The sequence below is a fragment of the Rhodoferax sp. genome, from assembly GCF_028689305.1.
Classification (GTDB): Bacteria; Pseudomonadota; Gammaproteobacteria; order Burkholderiales; family Burkholderiaceae_C; genus Rhodoferax.
Genome location: NZ_JAQTWM010000028.1, coordinates 23,102 through 39,675 on the forward strand (window position 1 = coordinate 23,102; position 16,574 = coordinate 39,675).

A 16,574-nucleotide genomic window follows, 5' to 3' on the forward strand; every position below is an offset into this window, starting at 1 on the left:
GCCCAGTCCTCCAGAAATTGTTCCTGCGTGAGCCACTGCCTGCGTTCCACCAGCTCACGTTGCACAACGGCCAGCACACCGCCAAAACCCTGCAGTGCCAGCCAGGTGAAGGCCCAGAACAGATCGGGCAGGGAATGGGGGCGAGGCTGATTGGAGGGCGTGACTGACATAGGCGAACAAATAGATGGTTTCAGTTGGCCGTGACGGGGCCTGATGTCTCAAGTGTCTGGCGCACCCATTGGATCACCCGGGTGTCTAGGCACAGTTCCAGGTGGCCCAACCCCTGGAACACGGTGGCCTGGGCGCCAGGCAGCACCTGTTCACGCTGGGGGTAAACAATGTTGTCCTGCGCCGTCAGGGCGATGTGCATCAGTGCCCGTTGGTGAGGACCTTCACTGTCTGCCAGCGATGCCAGCCAGGGGCTGTGCCAATTCATCTGAATACCGTTGGCCGTCATGGCGCCACGGGCCAGGCGGGTGCCCTGATGCGGTGTGCCTAGAGTGATGATGCGTGCCACCCGGCCAGAGCCATAGGCGCGCAGCCAGGCCCGGATGGCCAGGCCCCCCATGCTGTGGCCCACCAGCGCCACTTTTGGGCCGCCGGTCCGGGCCAGCAGGGTGGTGATGGCGTTGTCGATCAGTGGCGCGTAGTCGTCGATGGACGTGAACAGCGGCTCCAAATCCAGCGTGAGCACCGGGTGACCGGCCTGGCGCAGGGCAGTCACCAGATCGTCCCAGACCCGGTGATTGCAGATATAGCCATGCACCAGCAATACCGGCGGCGCGTTGACGCCGGTGGCTGCCGCAGCGGTGGGCAACAACACACCGGGAGGTTTGCCGGCCCACGGCATACGCAGCACAAAGACGGTCAAGGCCGCCTGGAATTCCCCCCAAAAGGCGCGCCACCAGAAGCTTGAATACCCGTCGGCGCACGATCTGACCATGGAGGTGGCAATCACCAGAAACTGCAAGACCAAAGGCAGCACGATGGCCAGCAGTGGAATCCACCACAAGGCGGTTGCCGAACCCGCAGCGCTGTGTCGGACCGCCAGGTAGCTGCCCAGCAAGGCGCCACCCAGTACCTGGAACAAATACAAACGGCGAAGCAGGTGTGCGAGCATGGCAAAAAAAGCCCCGGTGAAACCAACTGGGTCACAATTGTCGGCCAATTGGGGGGATGTTCGCAGGGAAAGGGCCTTGTGGATTGACCGGATGGCGCTGTGTTTTTTGAAAGGTTTGTTGGATGCCTCAGCTGCTCAGTGTGCAAGTGGCGCGTGCCAGACGCGTCGTGATCCATGACCGTTCGGTGCTGACGGCCATCCACAAGCAGGCTGTTCATGGCCCGGTGGCGGTGATGCCCCTGGGGCTGGAGGGGGATGAACAGGCTGATTTGTCGGTGCACGGCGGACTGGACAAGGCCGTCTATGCTTACCCTGCGGAGCATTACGCCCGCTGGCAGGTGGTTCGTCGCGAGGCTGGCCTGTCAGGGCTGCAAGACACCTTGCCGTGGGGGAGTGTGGGTGAAAACCTGACGCTGCAAGGTCTGCTGGAAACCGATGTGTGGGTGGGGGACATCTTGCGTTTTGCCAACTGTGCCCTGCGTGTCACCCAGCCACGCGAGCCGTGTTACAAGTTCAATGCCACCATGGGGTTCAACACGGCGGCCAAGGTGATGGCGCAGCAGGGCTGCTGCGGTTTTTATCTGGCCGTGAAAGAGCCCGGCAGCTTGCAGGCCGGTGAAGACTTTGAACTGGTCGCTGGGCCTCGGCGCTTGAGCATTCCCGAGATGTTCCGCGCCAAGATGTTCAAACATCTGCGCTGAATGTGGGTGATTAGGTTGGCAGCACGTAACCTCGTTGTTTGAACAACCGGATCACGGCGTCTACCATCTCCGGGTCGTAGAGGCGGCCTTGGTGGGACACCAGTTCGTCCAGTGCGGCGTCAAGTCCCAGGGCCGGGCGATAAGGCCGATGTGATGACATGGATTCCAGCACGTCCGCCACGGCCAGCACACGAGCTTCGGGCAGGATCGCATCACCTTTGAGACCCTGGGGATAACCACTGCCATCCATGCGTTCGTGGTGCTGCCAGATGATTTCGGCCACTGGCATCGGAAACGGCACATTCTTCAAGATGTCGTAGCCGACCTGGGCGTGGTTTTTCATCAATGCCATCTCCAATGGCGTCAGGTGCGTCGGCTTGGTCAGGATTTCGGACGGCACAGCGATCTTGCCAATGTCGTGCACCAGCCCGAGCAGTTCCAGGTTATTGCAGCGCTCGGCGCTCCAGTTCAATTCTCGAGCAATGGCACTGGCAATCAATCCCACGCGGCGTTCGTGGCCAGCGGTGTACGGATCGCGTATCTCCACCATGTTTGACACGGCCTGCAAGGTGCCGCGCATGGCGCCTTCGAGCTGTTTGACATAGGTAGCGATTTTTTGTTCAGCACGTTTACGCTCGGTGATGTCTTGTGCCATGACAATGGTCGCAGGCAAACCATCGTCCCAGGTGATGATATTGGCGGTCAAGTCGAGTTCGATCAACTGGCCATTTTTGCGCTGAACCGGTACGCAGTAAGTCACGCGGTGCTGACCGGAATGCAATTCTTCCCAGGCCCGCTGGATGCGAGCCAGGTTTTCGGGATCCTGCGAGGTAAATTTCAGCACGTCCTGCCCCAGCAATTCTGTCTCCGACCATCCAATGATTTCGCAATAACGTGGGTTGACATAGATGAACTTGCCATGGCGGCGTACGTACATCCCGCTGACAGTCTGTTCGACCATACCGCGAAAGCGGTGTTCACTTTCACGCAGCGCCTGTTCACTCTGGCGGATATCCGTGAGATCCGTCCAGGCGATGATGACATCGCTGCCCACCACTGTCATGGTGCCGAAAGCCTGGTGCAGGCGTCCATCCTTTCCAGATACCGTCAATTCCGGTGAATGAGCAACTTGTCCCACTTTGGCCTGTGCCAGGCTTTGTGTCCACTTGCGTTGCAAGTCTTCCCGTACTTGTTGGTCGGGGTAGGCCAGCTGGAACCAGCGGTCTTCGTCGGCAATATCGTCGAGTTCATAACCCAGCCAGTGCTGATGGGCTTCGTTGATGGCATAGATGTGGTGATTGTCCAGTGACTCGATTTGCATGGGCACGGGTGAGTAGCGAAACACCTGTTCAAAGCGGTGTTCCATCAGCAGGATCTGCTGCTCCGCAGCCAGCCGGCGTTGCTGGTCAGCCATGGTTTCCAGCGCAAAGTTCATGTCGCCGGTCATCTCATTGAGCAAACGCAATTGTTCGCTGTCAAAGACGGTCAGCCCACTGGCGTACAGCCACACCACCCCCTTGAGCTGGCCATCGCAGACCAGTGGCAAGACGGCAAGCTGGTTGACGTTGCATGCCATCAGGTAGCGCTGCCATTGACCAAGCTTGTCGTCAGGGTTGCCCGACGGCGCGGTGTGGTTGTGTGTCATGGAGCTCCACACCACTTCACCCCGGCGCAGTTCATCGAAGAGTCGGCCCAGCGGGCCAGCGGGATCACTGAGGATCAGGTCCAGCTGTGACAAGTGTTCCGGTGGCACACCGTGTTGCATTGCCAGGTGCATGGGGATGTGACCGTCATCGGTCAAAGCGATGAAAAACATCGCAAAAGTGCCGTGGGCCTGCAGCGCCTGAAAGATCGATTGCAACAACGCTGTCTGATCCTGGCTGTGCACCACGGCACGGTTGGTTGCACTCAACAGTTCATACAGGTGTGATAAGCGTTGGAGGCGTTCTGCCGCATGCAGCCGTTCCACTGTTTCACCAACATGCCGGGCGACGGATTGCATCAGGGCGCGTTCTTCAGGTAAAAAGAGTGGGCTGTCAGTGGCGCTGGAGTCTGGGTACCAGACACGAATGGTTCCACCAGTGCCATCGGCCAGGGTGACACGTTCAGACAATTGTTGCCGTGGCTCCGCAGCCGGCCAGTCAGTGCCAAAATGCCCCCAGTCACCTTCAATGGATACCTGCAGCTGCTCGGGTATCAAAAAGCCGGCTGGCAGCAGCTGCACGACACCACCGAACAGTCGGGGCAGATCCAGATTGGCCTGTTTGGTCAACTCTGCTACAGCGTACATGCTGCGCAGTTCCTTGACGCGTTCACCGAGGTTGCTGAGCAGGGTCTCGCGTTCGCGTGCCATCTGACGGCGTTCGGTGATGTCGCGTATCACTTGAACCCAGGTCGGTTTTCGATCTTCCTGCGCAAAAGGAGCGGCGCTGCATTCGACCGCGCGTTGTGCGGGCAGGTCCAATTCCTGCAAAAACGCCTGATCACGTTCGGTCAATCGCGAGCAGACCGGGCAACGGTCGATCGGCAGATCGGCGTCGTGAAACAGGGCATGGCTGGATTGGCCTACCAACTGTTCGGCAGGATAACCACAATGGGCCGCTGCGGCGTGATTGGCTTGGCGGATGGTACCGTCGACTGAGACAATCAAGGTTGGATCAGGTACGGCGTCATAGGTGCTGGCCGCACGTGCCAGCATGCTGAATGGCTCGCGCAAGGTGCTTTGTACCAGAGCCATGTAGACAAACCAGTAAGCATAGATTTTGAGCAGGTGGCCGACCAGATTGGATTGAGCGTAGACGCTGACGTACTGAGTAAAGGCAAACTCTGACACTATCATGGCCAGAGCAGCGGCACCCATGCTGACGAGCAGTTGCCCAGACATCAGCGAACGTTGACGCCAGAACAGCAGCAGGGTCAAGCCCAGCAGGCCGATGATGATGTATTCCGTGATGATCTTGAACAGGGTCAGTCCCTGACCATCAATGTAGGCGTCCGGGAATTGGCCGGTGGTGATCAATATCGTACTCAGGACACTCCAGGCACCAAAACCCAGGTGCAGCCATTCCACCCGTGTGGTGCGCCGCAAAAACAGAGGAGCCGTCACCAGTGCAGTGGCTTGCATGAAACGTGCTGCAATCCAGAACTGGGTGGCCGGATTGGCACTCTCCGTGGGTAGCAGGTGCATTCCTTTGAACACCAGGGAGTGCAACAAGTCCAGTCCGGCGCACCAGCCAATGGCCACCGACACGTACACCACAAAGTGGTTGCGGGTGAAGCGCCGTGACGTGGTGGCCACCACCAGGGCGGTGACGGCGACCACAATGGAAAACAGCTCAGCCAGCGTATGACTCAGCAGGTAATTCACATCTGCTGCCAACCAGGTGATGCTGGCCAGCAGTGAGGGTGGGAGTAAAAAGAACAGCCAAGTCTTCCACCCCGGCGTGTTTCCGGTTTCGAGAGAGGAACGGGGATCAGGCAGTGATGTCATGTGGAGTGGTTGTGTATGCAGCCGACCCAAGCCAGTGGGCTTCAATTGACCGTGAACCCAAACGGTGATCGGACATTCTCCCTCCACAAACGGACTGGGGGTTCGACAAACTGAAGATATCCCCGTATCACAGTGGTATTCAGATCAGGTTTGTGGTGAATTGCGGTTGCAGTCGAGGGGGTGGCCATCTACACTGTGGTGGCAAGCGAGGCTCCGACTCATGTGTTGGAGCCAACCAGATAGGGGAACATCATGACGGAGTTGTCTGTGTTTTCGAAAAAATCGACTGGCGCGCGCCATTGGATGAAGCGCCATGATCTCTCGTCCGTTGCGGTCTTGACGTCGGTACTGTGTTTGGGTGGATGTGCCGTGGAATTGGAAAACAGGCAGGCCGCCCAGGAAGTGGCGCGGCTTTCACAACCCGCTGGATCAGTTTATATCGGGTGGCGGGTTTTTCAGGACAGGTGCGCGAGTTGTCACGGGCCTGATGCCAACGGGACTGAGCGTGCGCCCGATTTGTTGCCCAGAGTCCGGGAAATGGGGCCACGCCGGTTTGTGGGGTTGGTGCTCAAGCGTTACGACTGGAACCTTCCTTTAACGCAGGCCAGGAGCAATGACACGGCGATGGACGCTTTGGTCGAAGAAATCATGCAGCGCCAAGGGCCAGTGATCGTCATGCCCGCATGGGAGGACGAGCCACGTGTCAACGCCCACATCATGGATCTTCATGCCTACCTCTTGGCCCGGGCCGAGGGCGTGCAGCGCCCCGGGCGCCCGTTACCGTAGCTGAATGGTTCTGAAGCAACGACTGGGTCGTCAGTGCACGGGTTCATTTTTGCGGCGCAACACCGTGTTGGTTCAGTTGTGCGATGGCGTCATTTAGCTTGTGAGAGGCATCTTCAAGTTCCTGCAGCAAAGCGGTGGTGGTGTCCCAGCCTTGGATGGCAGCGGTTGTTTCCAGTTGACTGGCAATCAGTGCCAGGCTCTGGATGCCGATGTTGCTGGACGAGCCTTTGATCTCATGCGCCAGAGCACAGATGGCGTTTGAATCGCGTGTGTCGATCGCCGAGCGGAGTTTGACCAGCAAATCTGATGTGGTGGTCTGAAACAGTTCCAGCATGCCTTTGATGATTTGTGGCTCATCACCGAAATAGTCATGAAGCAGGTCAAAATTGATGATGGAATGGGGGCCTGCTGACTTTGGCAAAACCTCTGTTTCCATAGCGGTGGGGGGCGAGTCCGTTGTGGCCGGAGTGGTCCACTTTTCCAGGAGATTGCGCAGTTGCTCCGGGTCAATGGGTTTACTTAGATAGTCGTCCATGCCAGCAGCCAGGCAGAGCTCGCGATCACCTTGCATCGCGTTGGCTGTCATGGCAATGATGGGAATTCGTTTGGCATCTGTACCTAAAGCCTTGCGGATGGCGGCGGTGGCTTCAAACCCGTCCATCACGGGCATCTGGCAGTCCATCAAGATGGCAGAAAAATTCGGCGCATTTCCTGCCGCAGCGGCCAACACGGCATCCACGGCTTGCTGGCCGTTAGCCACAATCTGGAGCGCATATCCCAGCTTGTTGATTTGCAGTTCAGCCACCTTCTGATTGATCTGGTTGTCTTCGGCCAGCAGAATCAAGTGCCGCGTCCCCTGTCTTGGAATGGATATGGAGGCCGTTTCTGTGGTCGGTTCGGTATGGTGGGGTGATAGCAGGTCCATCTGGCGGGCTGTGCTGCTGGATTCCAACGGTAGCGTAAACCAGAAGGTGGAACCTTTTCCGGGTTCGCTGTTGACGCCGATGTGGCCTCCCATCAGTTCAATCAAGCGTTTGCAGATCGCCAGCCCCAGCCCTGTGCCGCCATATTTACGCGTGGTTGAACTGTCAGCCTGGGTGAACGACTGGAACAGTTTGGTTTGGGTGTGAGACGGAATACCGATACCCGTGTCTGTGACCTCAAATCGAATCGTTGGCGCTGTTTCGGTTGTTGATCGGGTGACTCGGACAGTGATCTCACCTGACTCGGTGAATTTGATGGCATTGCCGATCAAGTTCACCAGCACTTGACGTAGGCGCGTCGGGTCACCCAGCATTTGGGTTGGCAGGGCTGGATCAACAAAACTTGACAGATTCAGCGATTTTTCACGGGCTTTGGACAGCAGCAGTTCGACCGTACTTTCCACTACCAGTGCTGCTGAAAAGTCAGTGATTTCAACTTCAAGTTTGCCCGCCTCAATTTTGGAAAAATCTAGAATGTCGTTGATGATCACCAGCAGAGTTTGTGCCGAGTCGCGGACAATGCCAGTGAATTCACGTTGTTCCTCATCCAGTTTGGTGTCCAGCAGGAGATCCGTCATCCCGATGATGCCGTTCATGGGGGTACGTATCTCATGACTCATGGTGGACAAGAACTCGGACTTCAGGCGGGAGTTTTCCAAGGCTTGGTCACGCGCGTCGCGCAGTGCCGCCTCGGCCTGTTTACGCAAACCGATATCTGACAGCAAGCCGATATAGTGGCTGACGCACCCGCTGTCCCCATGTACGGGTGACAGATGCAGTTCTCCCACAAACAGCGAGCCGTCTTTGCGCTGGTAATTCATCTCCAGCGTGATATTGGTGCCTTGCCTCATGGCCTGTTGCATCAGACCCAATTTGTACGCGTCGGTTCGTGTGTACAGGAACCCGGCATGGGTGCCTACAGCCTCTTGTGCCGAGTAGCCGGTAATGTGACTGAAACCGGCATTGACGTACTGAATGATTGGCCCCTCGTCATGCACCAGTGCATCCATGATGTAGATGCCCTGATCAATTTCCTGAATGGCGGTTTCCACCAGCCTGAGACGTGTCCTGGTTCTGACTTCTTCTGAAATGTCCCGTTTGATGGCAATGAAGTGGGTAATCTGACCATCGTTGAGAATCGGCGTGATGGTCATTTGTTCTGGGTAAACCTCGCCATTCTTTCGCCGGTTGCTCAATTCGCCTTCCCAGGCATGGCCACTGAGCAGCACCGCCCACAGTGATTGGTAAAAAGCATTGTCCTGAAGGCCAGAATTCAGGATGCGGGTGGATTGTCCCAACACCTCATCCTCGGTGTAGCCGGTGGTTTGACAAAAAGCGCGATTCACATATTCAATCAGCCCGGAGCGATCACTGATCAGGATCATGTTGGCTGCCGCATCCAGCGCTGCGCGTTGCAGGCGAATCAGGGCCTCACTCTCGATGCGCTCGCTGATGTCATGAAAGGACACCAGGGAACCGGTGACCCGGCCATCCTGCATGAGCGGTTTGGACCGATACGACACGGGGATGAAACGACCATTGCGGTGAATAAAGTGATCTTCACCGTCCAGGGAAGCGCCCCGCTGCAGTACTGTAATCAAAGGACAGGTTTCCTGCGGAAAGTCGGTTCCGTCTAGGTGCAGGTGGTGAATCATCTGATGGGATGATTGTCCTGTCAGTTCGGATGCAGTCCACCCCAGAATACGTTCCCCTGCTGCGTTGATAAAGGTAAAGTGACCATTGAGGTCCGTGGCATAAACACCATCGTTCAGGGTGTCGAGGATGGTCGCATTCTGTTCACGCTGTAGCTCAATATCATCTTTGGCCTGTTGTGCTTCGAACAGTGCGCCAGCCAGTCGGCGCATGAACAAAATAGCGGAGACACCGCCCAGCACAATCACCAGCGAAATCAGACCTGTCTCAAGTCGTTTGAGCTTGAGCGTTTGATTTTCCAGCTCGGCCTCCAGTGCGCGCAGGCGCTGATCACCCTCTACAAAGAGGCGGTTGGCGTTTTCGTTGAGCCGCTCAAAGTAGGGAGGGATCTGCTTTAGCAACAGCGCAATGGACTCCTCTGTTCTGAAAAAGGCTTGTCGATCTTCCTCATGAAGACTGAGCCAATGGTGTGACAGCAATTGCTCCAGTGTGTCGGCACGATCCCGAATCTGGCCCAGCAACGGTTCGATTTCGATCAACTCCATGACGAGGGTCTGATGTCCGAGTGCGGGCTGGTAGCTGGCCTCTTTGGTGACTTCATCCTGGCCATCGATGTTGAGCTGTATCAGTCGCCTGCTGGTTCCTCCATTTTTAAGCACGCTCAAGTCATGTTGGAGCTTTGTCAACTGGACATTGACACCCTCCTTGATGCGCGAAAATCCAGCCGCATTTTGTGTGGCAGCCATGCGGTAGATGTCTTTTTCGATGGCCTGGATTCCGCGTACGATTTCTTCCCCCACAAACAGGCGTGCTCGCTCGTTGGCTCCACGCGCCTTGAGTTCGTTTTCCTGGTCGTTGAAGTATCCACGCACGCCAAATACCAGGAGCAGGCACATCAGCGAGATGCCCACCAGCCACTTGAGCGGTGTATCAACTGATTTTGTCGTCATTTTTCCAGACCGCCGATGTTCAGCGGATTGGCTCATGGTGCCTTACAAGGAAGATGGTGTGACGCATTCAGTGCCCCACAACGGTCTTGTTGTCCAGAAAACCATGTTTGCGGAAGATCGCCTGGCCTTCCGTACCAGCGGCCAGTTGCATGAAACTACGACCCAATTCTGGATGCTTGGAACTTTTCAGCAGGTTGAGCAACAAGGCTTGTGGCTTCGCAATCCTGGGATCCAGATCAATGACATCGAGCTTGATCGCATTGTCTGCAAACAGACCTGCGGCACGCCAGCTCAGCGTCAGGTCGGCATCGCCCTTTTTCATGGCATTCATCAGGCTGCGCGAGTCGGGTGACAAAAAGACGCTGGCTTGGACCACTTTGGGATAAATGCCCAATCCATCCAGAACGTTTTTAGCTTCCTGTCCGACGCTGCCTGACTCTGCATTGCCCAGAATAACGGTGAGATCCTTGCGAAGCATCTCGCGTGGGTCGGGTTTGACTTTTTTGGGATTACCTTTCTGCACCACCAGTGCCATCTGGTTGTATCCAACATTGACAAATTCACCCAGCAGCCCTTCACCTAGATGTTTGTCCCGGTAGGAGGGTTCACCAGGCAGATACCAGTCACCTTGGCCACTTTTTTTGGCAGATTGATACAGGTCTTCCGATCCCCCTTGTGCAATCAGGATTTTGACGCCTTCACGTTTTTCAAAAACCTGGGCAATTTCAGTCATGGGTCTGACCATGGTGATGCCGCAGTAAAGCAGCAATTCTGTTGAGGCTTTTTGGGCATGGGCTGTTGCTGCCAACCACAGCAGGACGGTGAAAACTTTGCGCATGATGTTGAGCAGCATGATGCCAATTCCAAAAGTGAATATGCTTGCCTATTATTAGACCAAATCTGCCGCGTTGGATGAGGTATCGATGTTCGATGAACATCGTGGGATGAGGGTGTACTGCATAGCAGAGTGGCTTTTAAATGACCTTGGTCAAGTGCCTGTTAAATGTCTTCAAGCGAGAATTGACACATAAGCACAAAGAAGGAGCAGTATGAGAAATAACCACCCCGTGACCGGTAAGGTGTATACCTTTCCATCTGATCAGACCTTGATCTCGGTGACTGACACCAAGGGCCGCATCACCTACTGCAATAACAACTTCATCATGGTCAGTGGTTATACCAGGGAAGAGTTATTGGGGCAGCCACACAACATCTTGCGGCATCCAGACATGCCGGCGGAGGCGTTCCGGGATATGTGGGCCACGATTGAGGGGGGCAAGCCTTGGTCGGCGCTAGTCAAAAACCGTCGCAAGAATGGTGATCACTATTGGGTTCGCGCCAATGCCACGCCAGTGCGTCGTGATGGCCAGATTGTGGGGTATCTGTCGGTACGCAGTGCACCGGCAGAGGCTGAAATCGCCCCCGCCGAAAGTCTTTATGCCACGATGCGTCAGGAAGTCGCTTCAGGACGGCTTGTTCATTGTCTCCGGCATGGCGAGGTTGTGCGTAACACCGTCTTGGGGCGTTTGATACATCGTCTACGACCAGGTCCCGTGGCCCGAATGGGCTTACTTTTCTTACCGCCGGTGTTGGTACCCGTGCTGGTTTCCGCGCTCAATGGTCCAGTTTGGGCTGCCTTGATCGCTGCCTTGATGGCTGCGCTGGTGGCCACTGTGTTGGCCTGGCGTCTGAATATTCAGCCCTTGACGGGGGTATTGGATGTGGCCAACCGCCTGGCTGCCGGCGATTTGGTGAAGGGTGTTGAGGTCAATGAATCGGGATTGATTGGCCAGTTGCAGCTGGCGTTGGCCCAATTGGCGGTGTCCGTCCGCACGGTGGTGCGCGATGTTCGTCATGAAGTCGCCAACCTGAGAGGGGGGTCGCAGGAAATAGCGACAGGCAATCTCGACTTGTCTTCGCGTACGGAATCTCAGGCAAGCAGCCTGGAGCAGACCGCCGCTTCAATGGAAGAAATCAGCGGCACCATCAAGCAGACCTCACAACTGGCTAACCAGGGCGCAACTTTGGCCAGCGAAGCTGCTGGTATGTCCAGGCGCAGCCATGAGGCGGTGCAGGCTGTGGCGGGCACAATGAAAGACATTGCCCGGGCATCCGACCAGATTGGCAACATCATTCAGGTCATTGATGGTGTGGCGTTCCAGACCAATATTTTGGCGCTCAATGCAGCGGTTGAAGCCGCTCGGGCCGGAGATCAGGGACGGGGTTTTGCCGTCGTGGCGGCAGAGGTGAGGGCGTTGGCGCAGCGCACTTCGACTGCAGCGCGTGAGGTGAAGGAGCTGATCGAGGCATCTATCGGGTGCGTGGAGGCCGGTGCCCGGCAGACGGCGCATGCTCAATCACGCATGGATGAAACCATGGCTGCTGTCGAAAAGACCGCAGCGTTGCTTGCTGAGATACGCAATGCCATGACCGAGCAGGAAATCGGGGTGACCCACGTGAATGATGCTGTGGCCCACCTTGACTCACTGACACAACAGAATGCGGCCATGGTCGAAGAATTGGCGGCGGCAGCCAAATCCATGGATGATCAGGTGGTTATGGTGCACAACTCGATCCGTGTTTTCCGGCTCACTGATCGCGACGTCACCCTGGCCGAAGCCGATGCGGTTGAGCTGCGCAAACAGTATCAAAAAGAAGTGGTCGATGAAGGCAGCATTGATTTTGATGCCAGTATTGCCAAGCATCAACAATGGCGTGTGACCTTGCGTAATGCCGTGCTCAAACGCACACAACTTGACGCCAATCAAATTCGACGTGACGATTGCTGTGATTTGGGCAAATGGATTTACGGTGGAGGTAGCCGTCGTTGGGGAAACATGCCGGATTTTGCCCGCCTGGTTGAGGCGCACAAGACTTTTCACAATGAAGCTGCGAAGGTGGCTGATGTCGCAAATCGAGGGCAATCGGATCAGGCTAACCAGATGCTGGAAACCGGTTCTTCATTTGTTGAAGCCGGCAAGCGTGTGGTGCAGGCATTGCGCGATATCCGTTCTCGAGTGGAGGCTGGTGTCCAGATACCTGCACAGTCCAAGTTGTTATCGGCCAACCCACCCAGTGAGGACTGGGCGACATTCTGAGCAAGTGATTGGGGATGGAATCACCGGCCCAGTACACGTTCCAGTTCCCGTTGCAACATGTCCTGCTGCAAAGGCTTGGCAATGAATCCGTTGGCGCCAGCTTGGAAAAAACGATCCCGATCCTCTGGCAGGTCATGACCGGTGACCATGATGACAGGGATGGGGGGGTGGCCGCGACGTTCACGGGCTCGAATTTCCTTCAGTGCACCCAGTCCGTCCAGCACAGGCATCGTGACGTCAAGCATCACCAGATCAAAGTGCTGCTGCTCCAGCGCGCGCAGTGCCTGCTCGCCATCCGTGACCAGTACACCACTGTGGCCCATGCGTCGCAGCATGAGGGTTGCAACTCGCAGATTCACCGGTACGTCATCTGCCACCAAAATGTGCAGAGATGAGAGATTGTTCATGTTCAAATGGCGTGAACGGATACCCTGTTGCGACCAGACTTCTTGGCGCTGTAGAGTGCATCGTCGGCGGCTTTGATCCACGTTTCCAGGTTGTTTTGGTGGGCAGTCTTTTCTGCTACACCAATGCTGACGGTGACTGGCAAAACGCCTCTCGCTATCACAAACGGTTTGTTTTCAATGGCACTGCGAATTCTCTCTGCCAGTTGTTGTGCTCCCTTGAGGTTGGTGTCGGGCGCTATCAGCAAAAATTCTTCTCCACCAAAACGGCATGGGACATCTTCGGTGCGAGCAAAAGAACGTAGAACATCGGCAAATTGCCGCAGGATGGCATCCCCGACGGCATGTCCAAAGTTGTCATTGACCTGCTTGAAGTGATCAATGTCCAGCATCAATAACGATACCGGGCGCTGACTTCGTTCGGTTTTGGCCCACTCCTGCGTCAGCCGTTCCATGGCGTAGCGGCGGTTGTGCAAACCGGTCAAGACGTCGGTCAGAGCGGCTTCGCTGGAGTGCTGGTTGGCAATGGTGAGTTCCAGCACGCGGTGTTGAAGCTCTTGCTGGTCCTTTCTCAGTTTGTCGTGTTCGTGGATGACGCGGATACCAGCCCGCAGACGGGCCTGCAGCACTTTGGTTTCAATGGGTTTGGCCATGTAATCATCGGCACCCAGTTCAAAAGCCCTGGCAAGATTGTCGTGGTCACCCAGCACGGTGATCACAACCAGGTAGACGTAATGGCCGAACTGATGGCTGCGCAGGTTCTGAATCAACGCAAAACCATCTCCGCGTGGCATCATCAAATCGGTGATGACGATATGAGGCTGATGTTTGAGCGCCATGTTCAAGCCTTCAGTACCATCACGTGCCACATGCACCGTGTGACCCATTGCTGTGAGCAATTTCTGCAGCATCAGGCACATGGTTGGTTCGTCGTCGACAACCAGGATATTCAGAGGAAAAGCCGGGTCAGCATGGGTCTTGATTTCTTTAGCAGCAGGCGAATTGGCCAATGTCGTGAAGGTGGTCAATTCATGCACTGGCACGGTCAACATGGCGCTCCATTCCCGCCATTCCCCCAAAATTTCATCACTCAATGCCAGAACAGCGTCATCGGCAACATCCAGCTTGTTGGCCAGCAGCAGGAGTTCGGCCAGTCCGGCCCTGCGTGGCCCGTCTTTCATGAAGCAGAGTGAGGCGAAGTGATCGGCAAAATGCAGACAGTCCACCAGTTTGGCTCCGCGCGAACCTGGCTGGAAAGGGGATTTTTCGGGTGCTTCGTGGTACAGAACGGCATCGGTGAAAAGTTTGGGCAGCCCCCAGTCACGCATCATGGCAGTGCCCACTTCAAGCTGGGTGAAACCAAAAGTGGTGGCTTCGAGTTCCGACAAAGTGGGTGCGAAGGGGCCGCCGGCTTCTGCCAGCAATGCGCCATAACGTTCTGGCCGCAGTGAAGCCAGCGCCAGTCGACCGATGTTGGCCAGCAGGCCAACGGTGAACAGCTCCGATGGTGGGGCAAGGCGTGTGACGGTGCCCATGAGCCGGGCGGCGACACCGGTGGCTACGGATCGCGACCAGAATTCATCGTAGTTGAAGGCCGGGCAATGACCCTGGCGATGGGCCGAAACCAGAGAAAACACCAGGACCACCTGACGAACCCCCTGGATGCCGATCGACATCAAGATATCTGGCGTCAGGGCAATCACTGGTCGCGGCCTGCCATAAGCCGCAGAGTTGGCCAATTTCAAGATGCGGCCCACCATGACCGGGTCAACCTGCAGCACATGGATGATTTCCGTCAGGGTGACGTTGTCACGCTGGCAGAGCTGCAGAATCTTGAGCGCCGTGCCGCTGGGCGAGGGCAGATTGCCACTGGCCTTGAGTTCGTTGAATTGGGTGGTATCGAGCATAAATGGCGTGATATTTCAACAATACCGTCATTCGGGGTGATGCGGGAGATGGTCCTTGTAACGCGTGTGAATTTCCAGCACTTGGGACCATTGAGCTAGAAAACCTGCGACACAGTCGGGGTCGAAATGGCTACCCGCACCCTGCTCCAAAAAGCGGCGAGCTTCGTCAATCGACCACGCTTTCTTGTATGGGCGTTCTGATGTCAGCGCGTCGAAGACATCGGCCACTGCGACAATACGCCCCCACAAGGGAATCTCCGTTCCCTTGAGGCCCGATGGATAACCGCTGCCGTCAAATTTCTCATGGTGTGACATGGCCACCACAGCGGCACACTGCAATAACGTGGAGGCAGAATCGCGCAGGATCTCGTGCCCGATGGACGCGTGCTGTTTCATGGCAGCGAATTCCTCTGGTGTGAGTTTGCCGGGTTTGAGCAGAATGTGGTCCGGGATGCCGACTTTGCCAATGTCGTGCATGGGTGAGGCTTCGTGCAGAAGATTCTGTTCGGCGGTTGACAGCCCGAGTTGTGCTGCGATGATGCGGGCGTAACTCGACATGCGTAACAGGTGGGCTCCTGTTTCCGGATCGCGGTATTCCGCCGCACGCGAGAGCCGCAAAATCGCTTCTTTCTCACGCGCAGCGATCTCGGCAGTGGCTAGGCGCACTTCTTCAGCCAGCCAGGCGGCTCGGTCGGCCAGTTTCTTCTGGCTTTGCCGCAGCGCGGTCAGGTTGCGAACCCGGGCGGTGAGCTCGGTTTTGTCCACTGGTTTGGTGAGAAAGTCCTGGGCACCCAGTTGCAGCGCCTGGTAGCGGATGTCGTTCTCTGTGTCCGCCGTGACCATCACTACTGAAACGTCGGCGCGCCCCGGGATCAGCCGTAGACGGCGCAAAAACTCCAAGCCGTTGATATCGGGCATCCGATAGTCAAGCAAGATCAGGTCGGGTTCGTTGTCCACGCACCATTCCAGCGCCATTTTGGGGTCGGCAAAACACTGGATATCGGCGGCGTCAAGTTTTTGCAACAAGTGGCGAAACAGGGCGAGGTTGGTGGCGTTGTCATCAACGACGAGAAATCTGGACATTGTTCAAATCCTTTTATCGTTACGACCCGTGACGAAGGCATCAATATGCCCACATTCGGCTTCTATGGCATCCACCAGACCATCCATTTCGGCGCTGTTATTCGCCAGCGCCGCGTTTTCCAGTTTGCGTGCCAATTCGGTCAGCGTTTCGGCACCGATATTGGCCGCACCACCTTTCAACTCGTGTGCCAGCGGTTTCAGGGCCTGCCTATCATGGTGCCGGGCCTGTTGCAGCCGCTGCTGCATGGACACCAGTGACTGCTGAAACATCACCAGCAGCTCGTCGATGGCGGCCTCATCGTCCCCCAACAAATCAAGCAATCGCTGCAGAACAATCGGTGCGGTGGTGGCAGTCGCAGGTTCTGGCAGCACAACTGGTGTTGTGCCGGATGAAGGCAT

General features: G+C 56.4%; 12 protein-coding genes. 3 read left to right on the plus strand and 9 right to left on the minus strand.

Features of this window, described 5'->3' with window-relative positions; genetic code table 11:
* Both PHW99_RS08035 and PHW99_RS08040 read right to left on the minus strand, forming a co-directional pair.
* Positions 1-170, minus strand: a 170-nt coding sequence (locus tag PHW99_RS08035; protein WP_300175527.1) for a chromate transporter, incomplete at its 3' end; no start/stop codon positions are given.
* Between the two features lie 20 nt (positions 171-190).
* A complete protein-coding gene (locus PHW99_RS08040) occupies positions 191-1,120 on the minus strand; it encodes an alpha/beta fold hydrolase (RefSeq protein WP_300175503.1) in 930 nt (309 codons plus the stop codon).
* Between the two features lie 122 nt (positions 1,121-1,242).
* Here PHW99_RS08040 and PHW99_RS08045 point away from each other — a divergent pair, with 122 nt between their 5' ends.
* Positions 1,243-1,821, plus strand: a complete 579-nt coding sequence (locus PHW99_RS08045) for an MOSC domain-containing protein (RefSeq protein ID WP_300175505.1) — start codon at positions 1,243-1,245, stop codon at positions 1,819-1,821.
* Positions 1,822-1,831: 10 nt separating this feature from the next.
* Here the strand turns inward: PHW99_RS08045 and PHW99_RS08050 are convergent, their stop codons facing one another.
* On the minus strand, positions 1,832-5,311 hold the full coding sequence (locus tag PHW99_RS08050; protein WP_300175507.1) for an MASE3 domain-containing protein: 3,480 nt from the start codon (positions 5,309-5,311) through the stop codon (positions 1,832-1,834).
* A 516-nt stretch (positions 5,312-5,827) separates the two neighbouring features.
* Between PHW99_RS08050 and PHW99_RS08055 the strand changes: the two genes are divergently transcribed.
* A complete protein-coding gene (locus PHW99_RS08055; protein ID WP_300175509.1) occupies positions 5,828-6,097 on the plus strand; it encodes a hypothetical protein in 270 nt (89 codons plus the stop codon).
* Between the two features lie 43 nt (positions 6,098-6,140).
* Here PHW99_RS08055 and PHW99_RS08060 read toward each other — a convergent pair whose 3' ends face one another.
* A complete protein-coding gene (locus PHW99_RS08060) occupies positions 6,141-9,683 on the minus strand; it encodes a PAS domain S-box protein (RefSeq protein ID WP_300175511.1) in 3,543 nt (1,180 codons plus the stop codon).
* Positions 9,684-9,750: 67 nt separating this feature from the next.
* Positions 9,751-10,536 carry a substrate-binding domain-containing protein gene (locus tag PHW99_RS08065; RefSeq protein ID WP_300175513.1) on the minus strand — a complete coding sequence of 262 codons (786 nt, stop codon included), beginning with the start codon at positions 10,534-10,536 and terminating at the stop codon, positions 9,751-9,753.
* 196 nt (positions 10,537-10,732) lie between these two features.
* On the opposite strand from PHW99_RS08065, the gene PHW99_RS08070 reads away from it, so the two are divergent.
* Entirely contained in the window at positions 10,733-12,781 is a 2,049-nt protein-coding gene (locus PHW99_RS08070) for a methyl-accepting chemotaxis protein (protein WP_366913193.1), read from the plus strand.
* A 20-nt stretch (positions 12,782-12,801) separates the two neighbouring features.
* Here the strand turns inward: PHW99_RS08070 and PHW99_RS08080 are convergent, their stop codons facing one another.
* The 4 genes from PHW99_RS08080 to PHW99_RS08095 form a co-directional block, all read right to left on the minus strand.
* Positions 12,802-13,188 (minus strand): response regulator, encoded by a 387-nt coding sequence (locus PHW99_RS08080; RefSeq protein WP_300175515.1) that lies wholly within the window; start codon positions 13,186-13,188, stop codon positions 12,802-12,804.
* Positions 13,189-13,190: 2 nt separating this feature from the next.
* The gene (locus tag PHW99_RS08085) at positions 13,191-15,092 is read right to left on the minus strand and encodes a diguanylate cyclase (protein WP_300175517.1); all 1,902 of its coding nucleotides are present in this window, start codon (positions 15,090-15,092) and stop codon (positions 13,191-13,193) included.
* Between the two features lie 27 nt (positions 15,093-15,119).
* A complete protein-coding gene (locus PHW99_RS08090) occupies positions 15,120-16,175 on the minus strand; it encodes an HD domain-containing phosphohydrolase (RefSeq protein WP_300175519.1) in 1,056 nt (351 codons plus the stop codon).
* Positions 16,176-16,178: 3 nt separating this feature from the next.
* The coding region (locus tag PHW99_RS08095; protein WP_300175521.1) for an Hpt domain-containing protein at positions 16,179-16,574 on the minus strand (396 nt) is incomplete at its 5' end.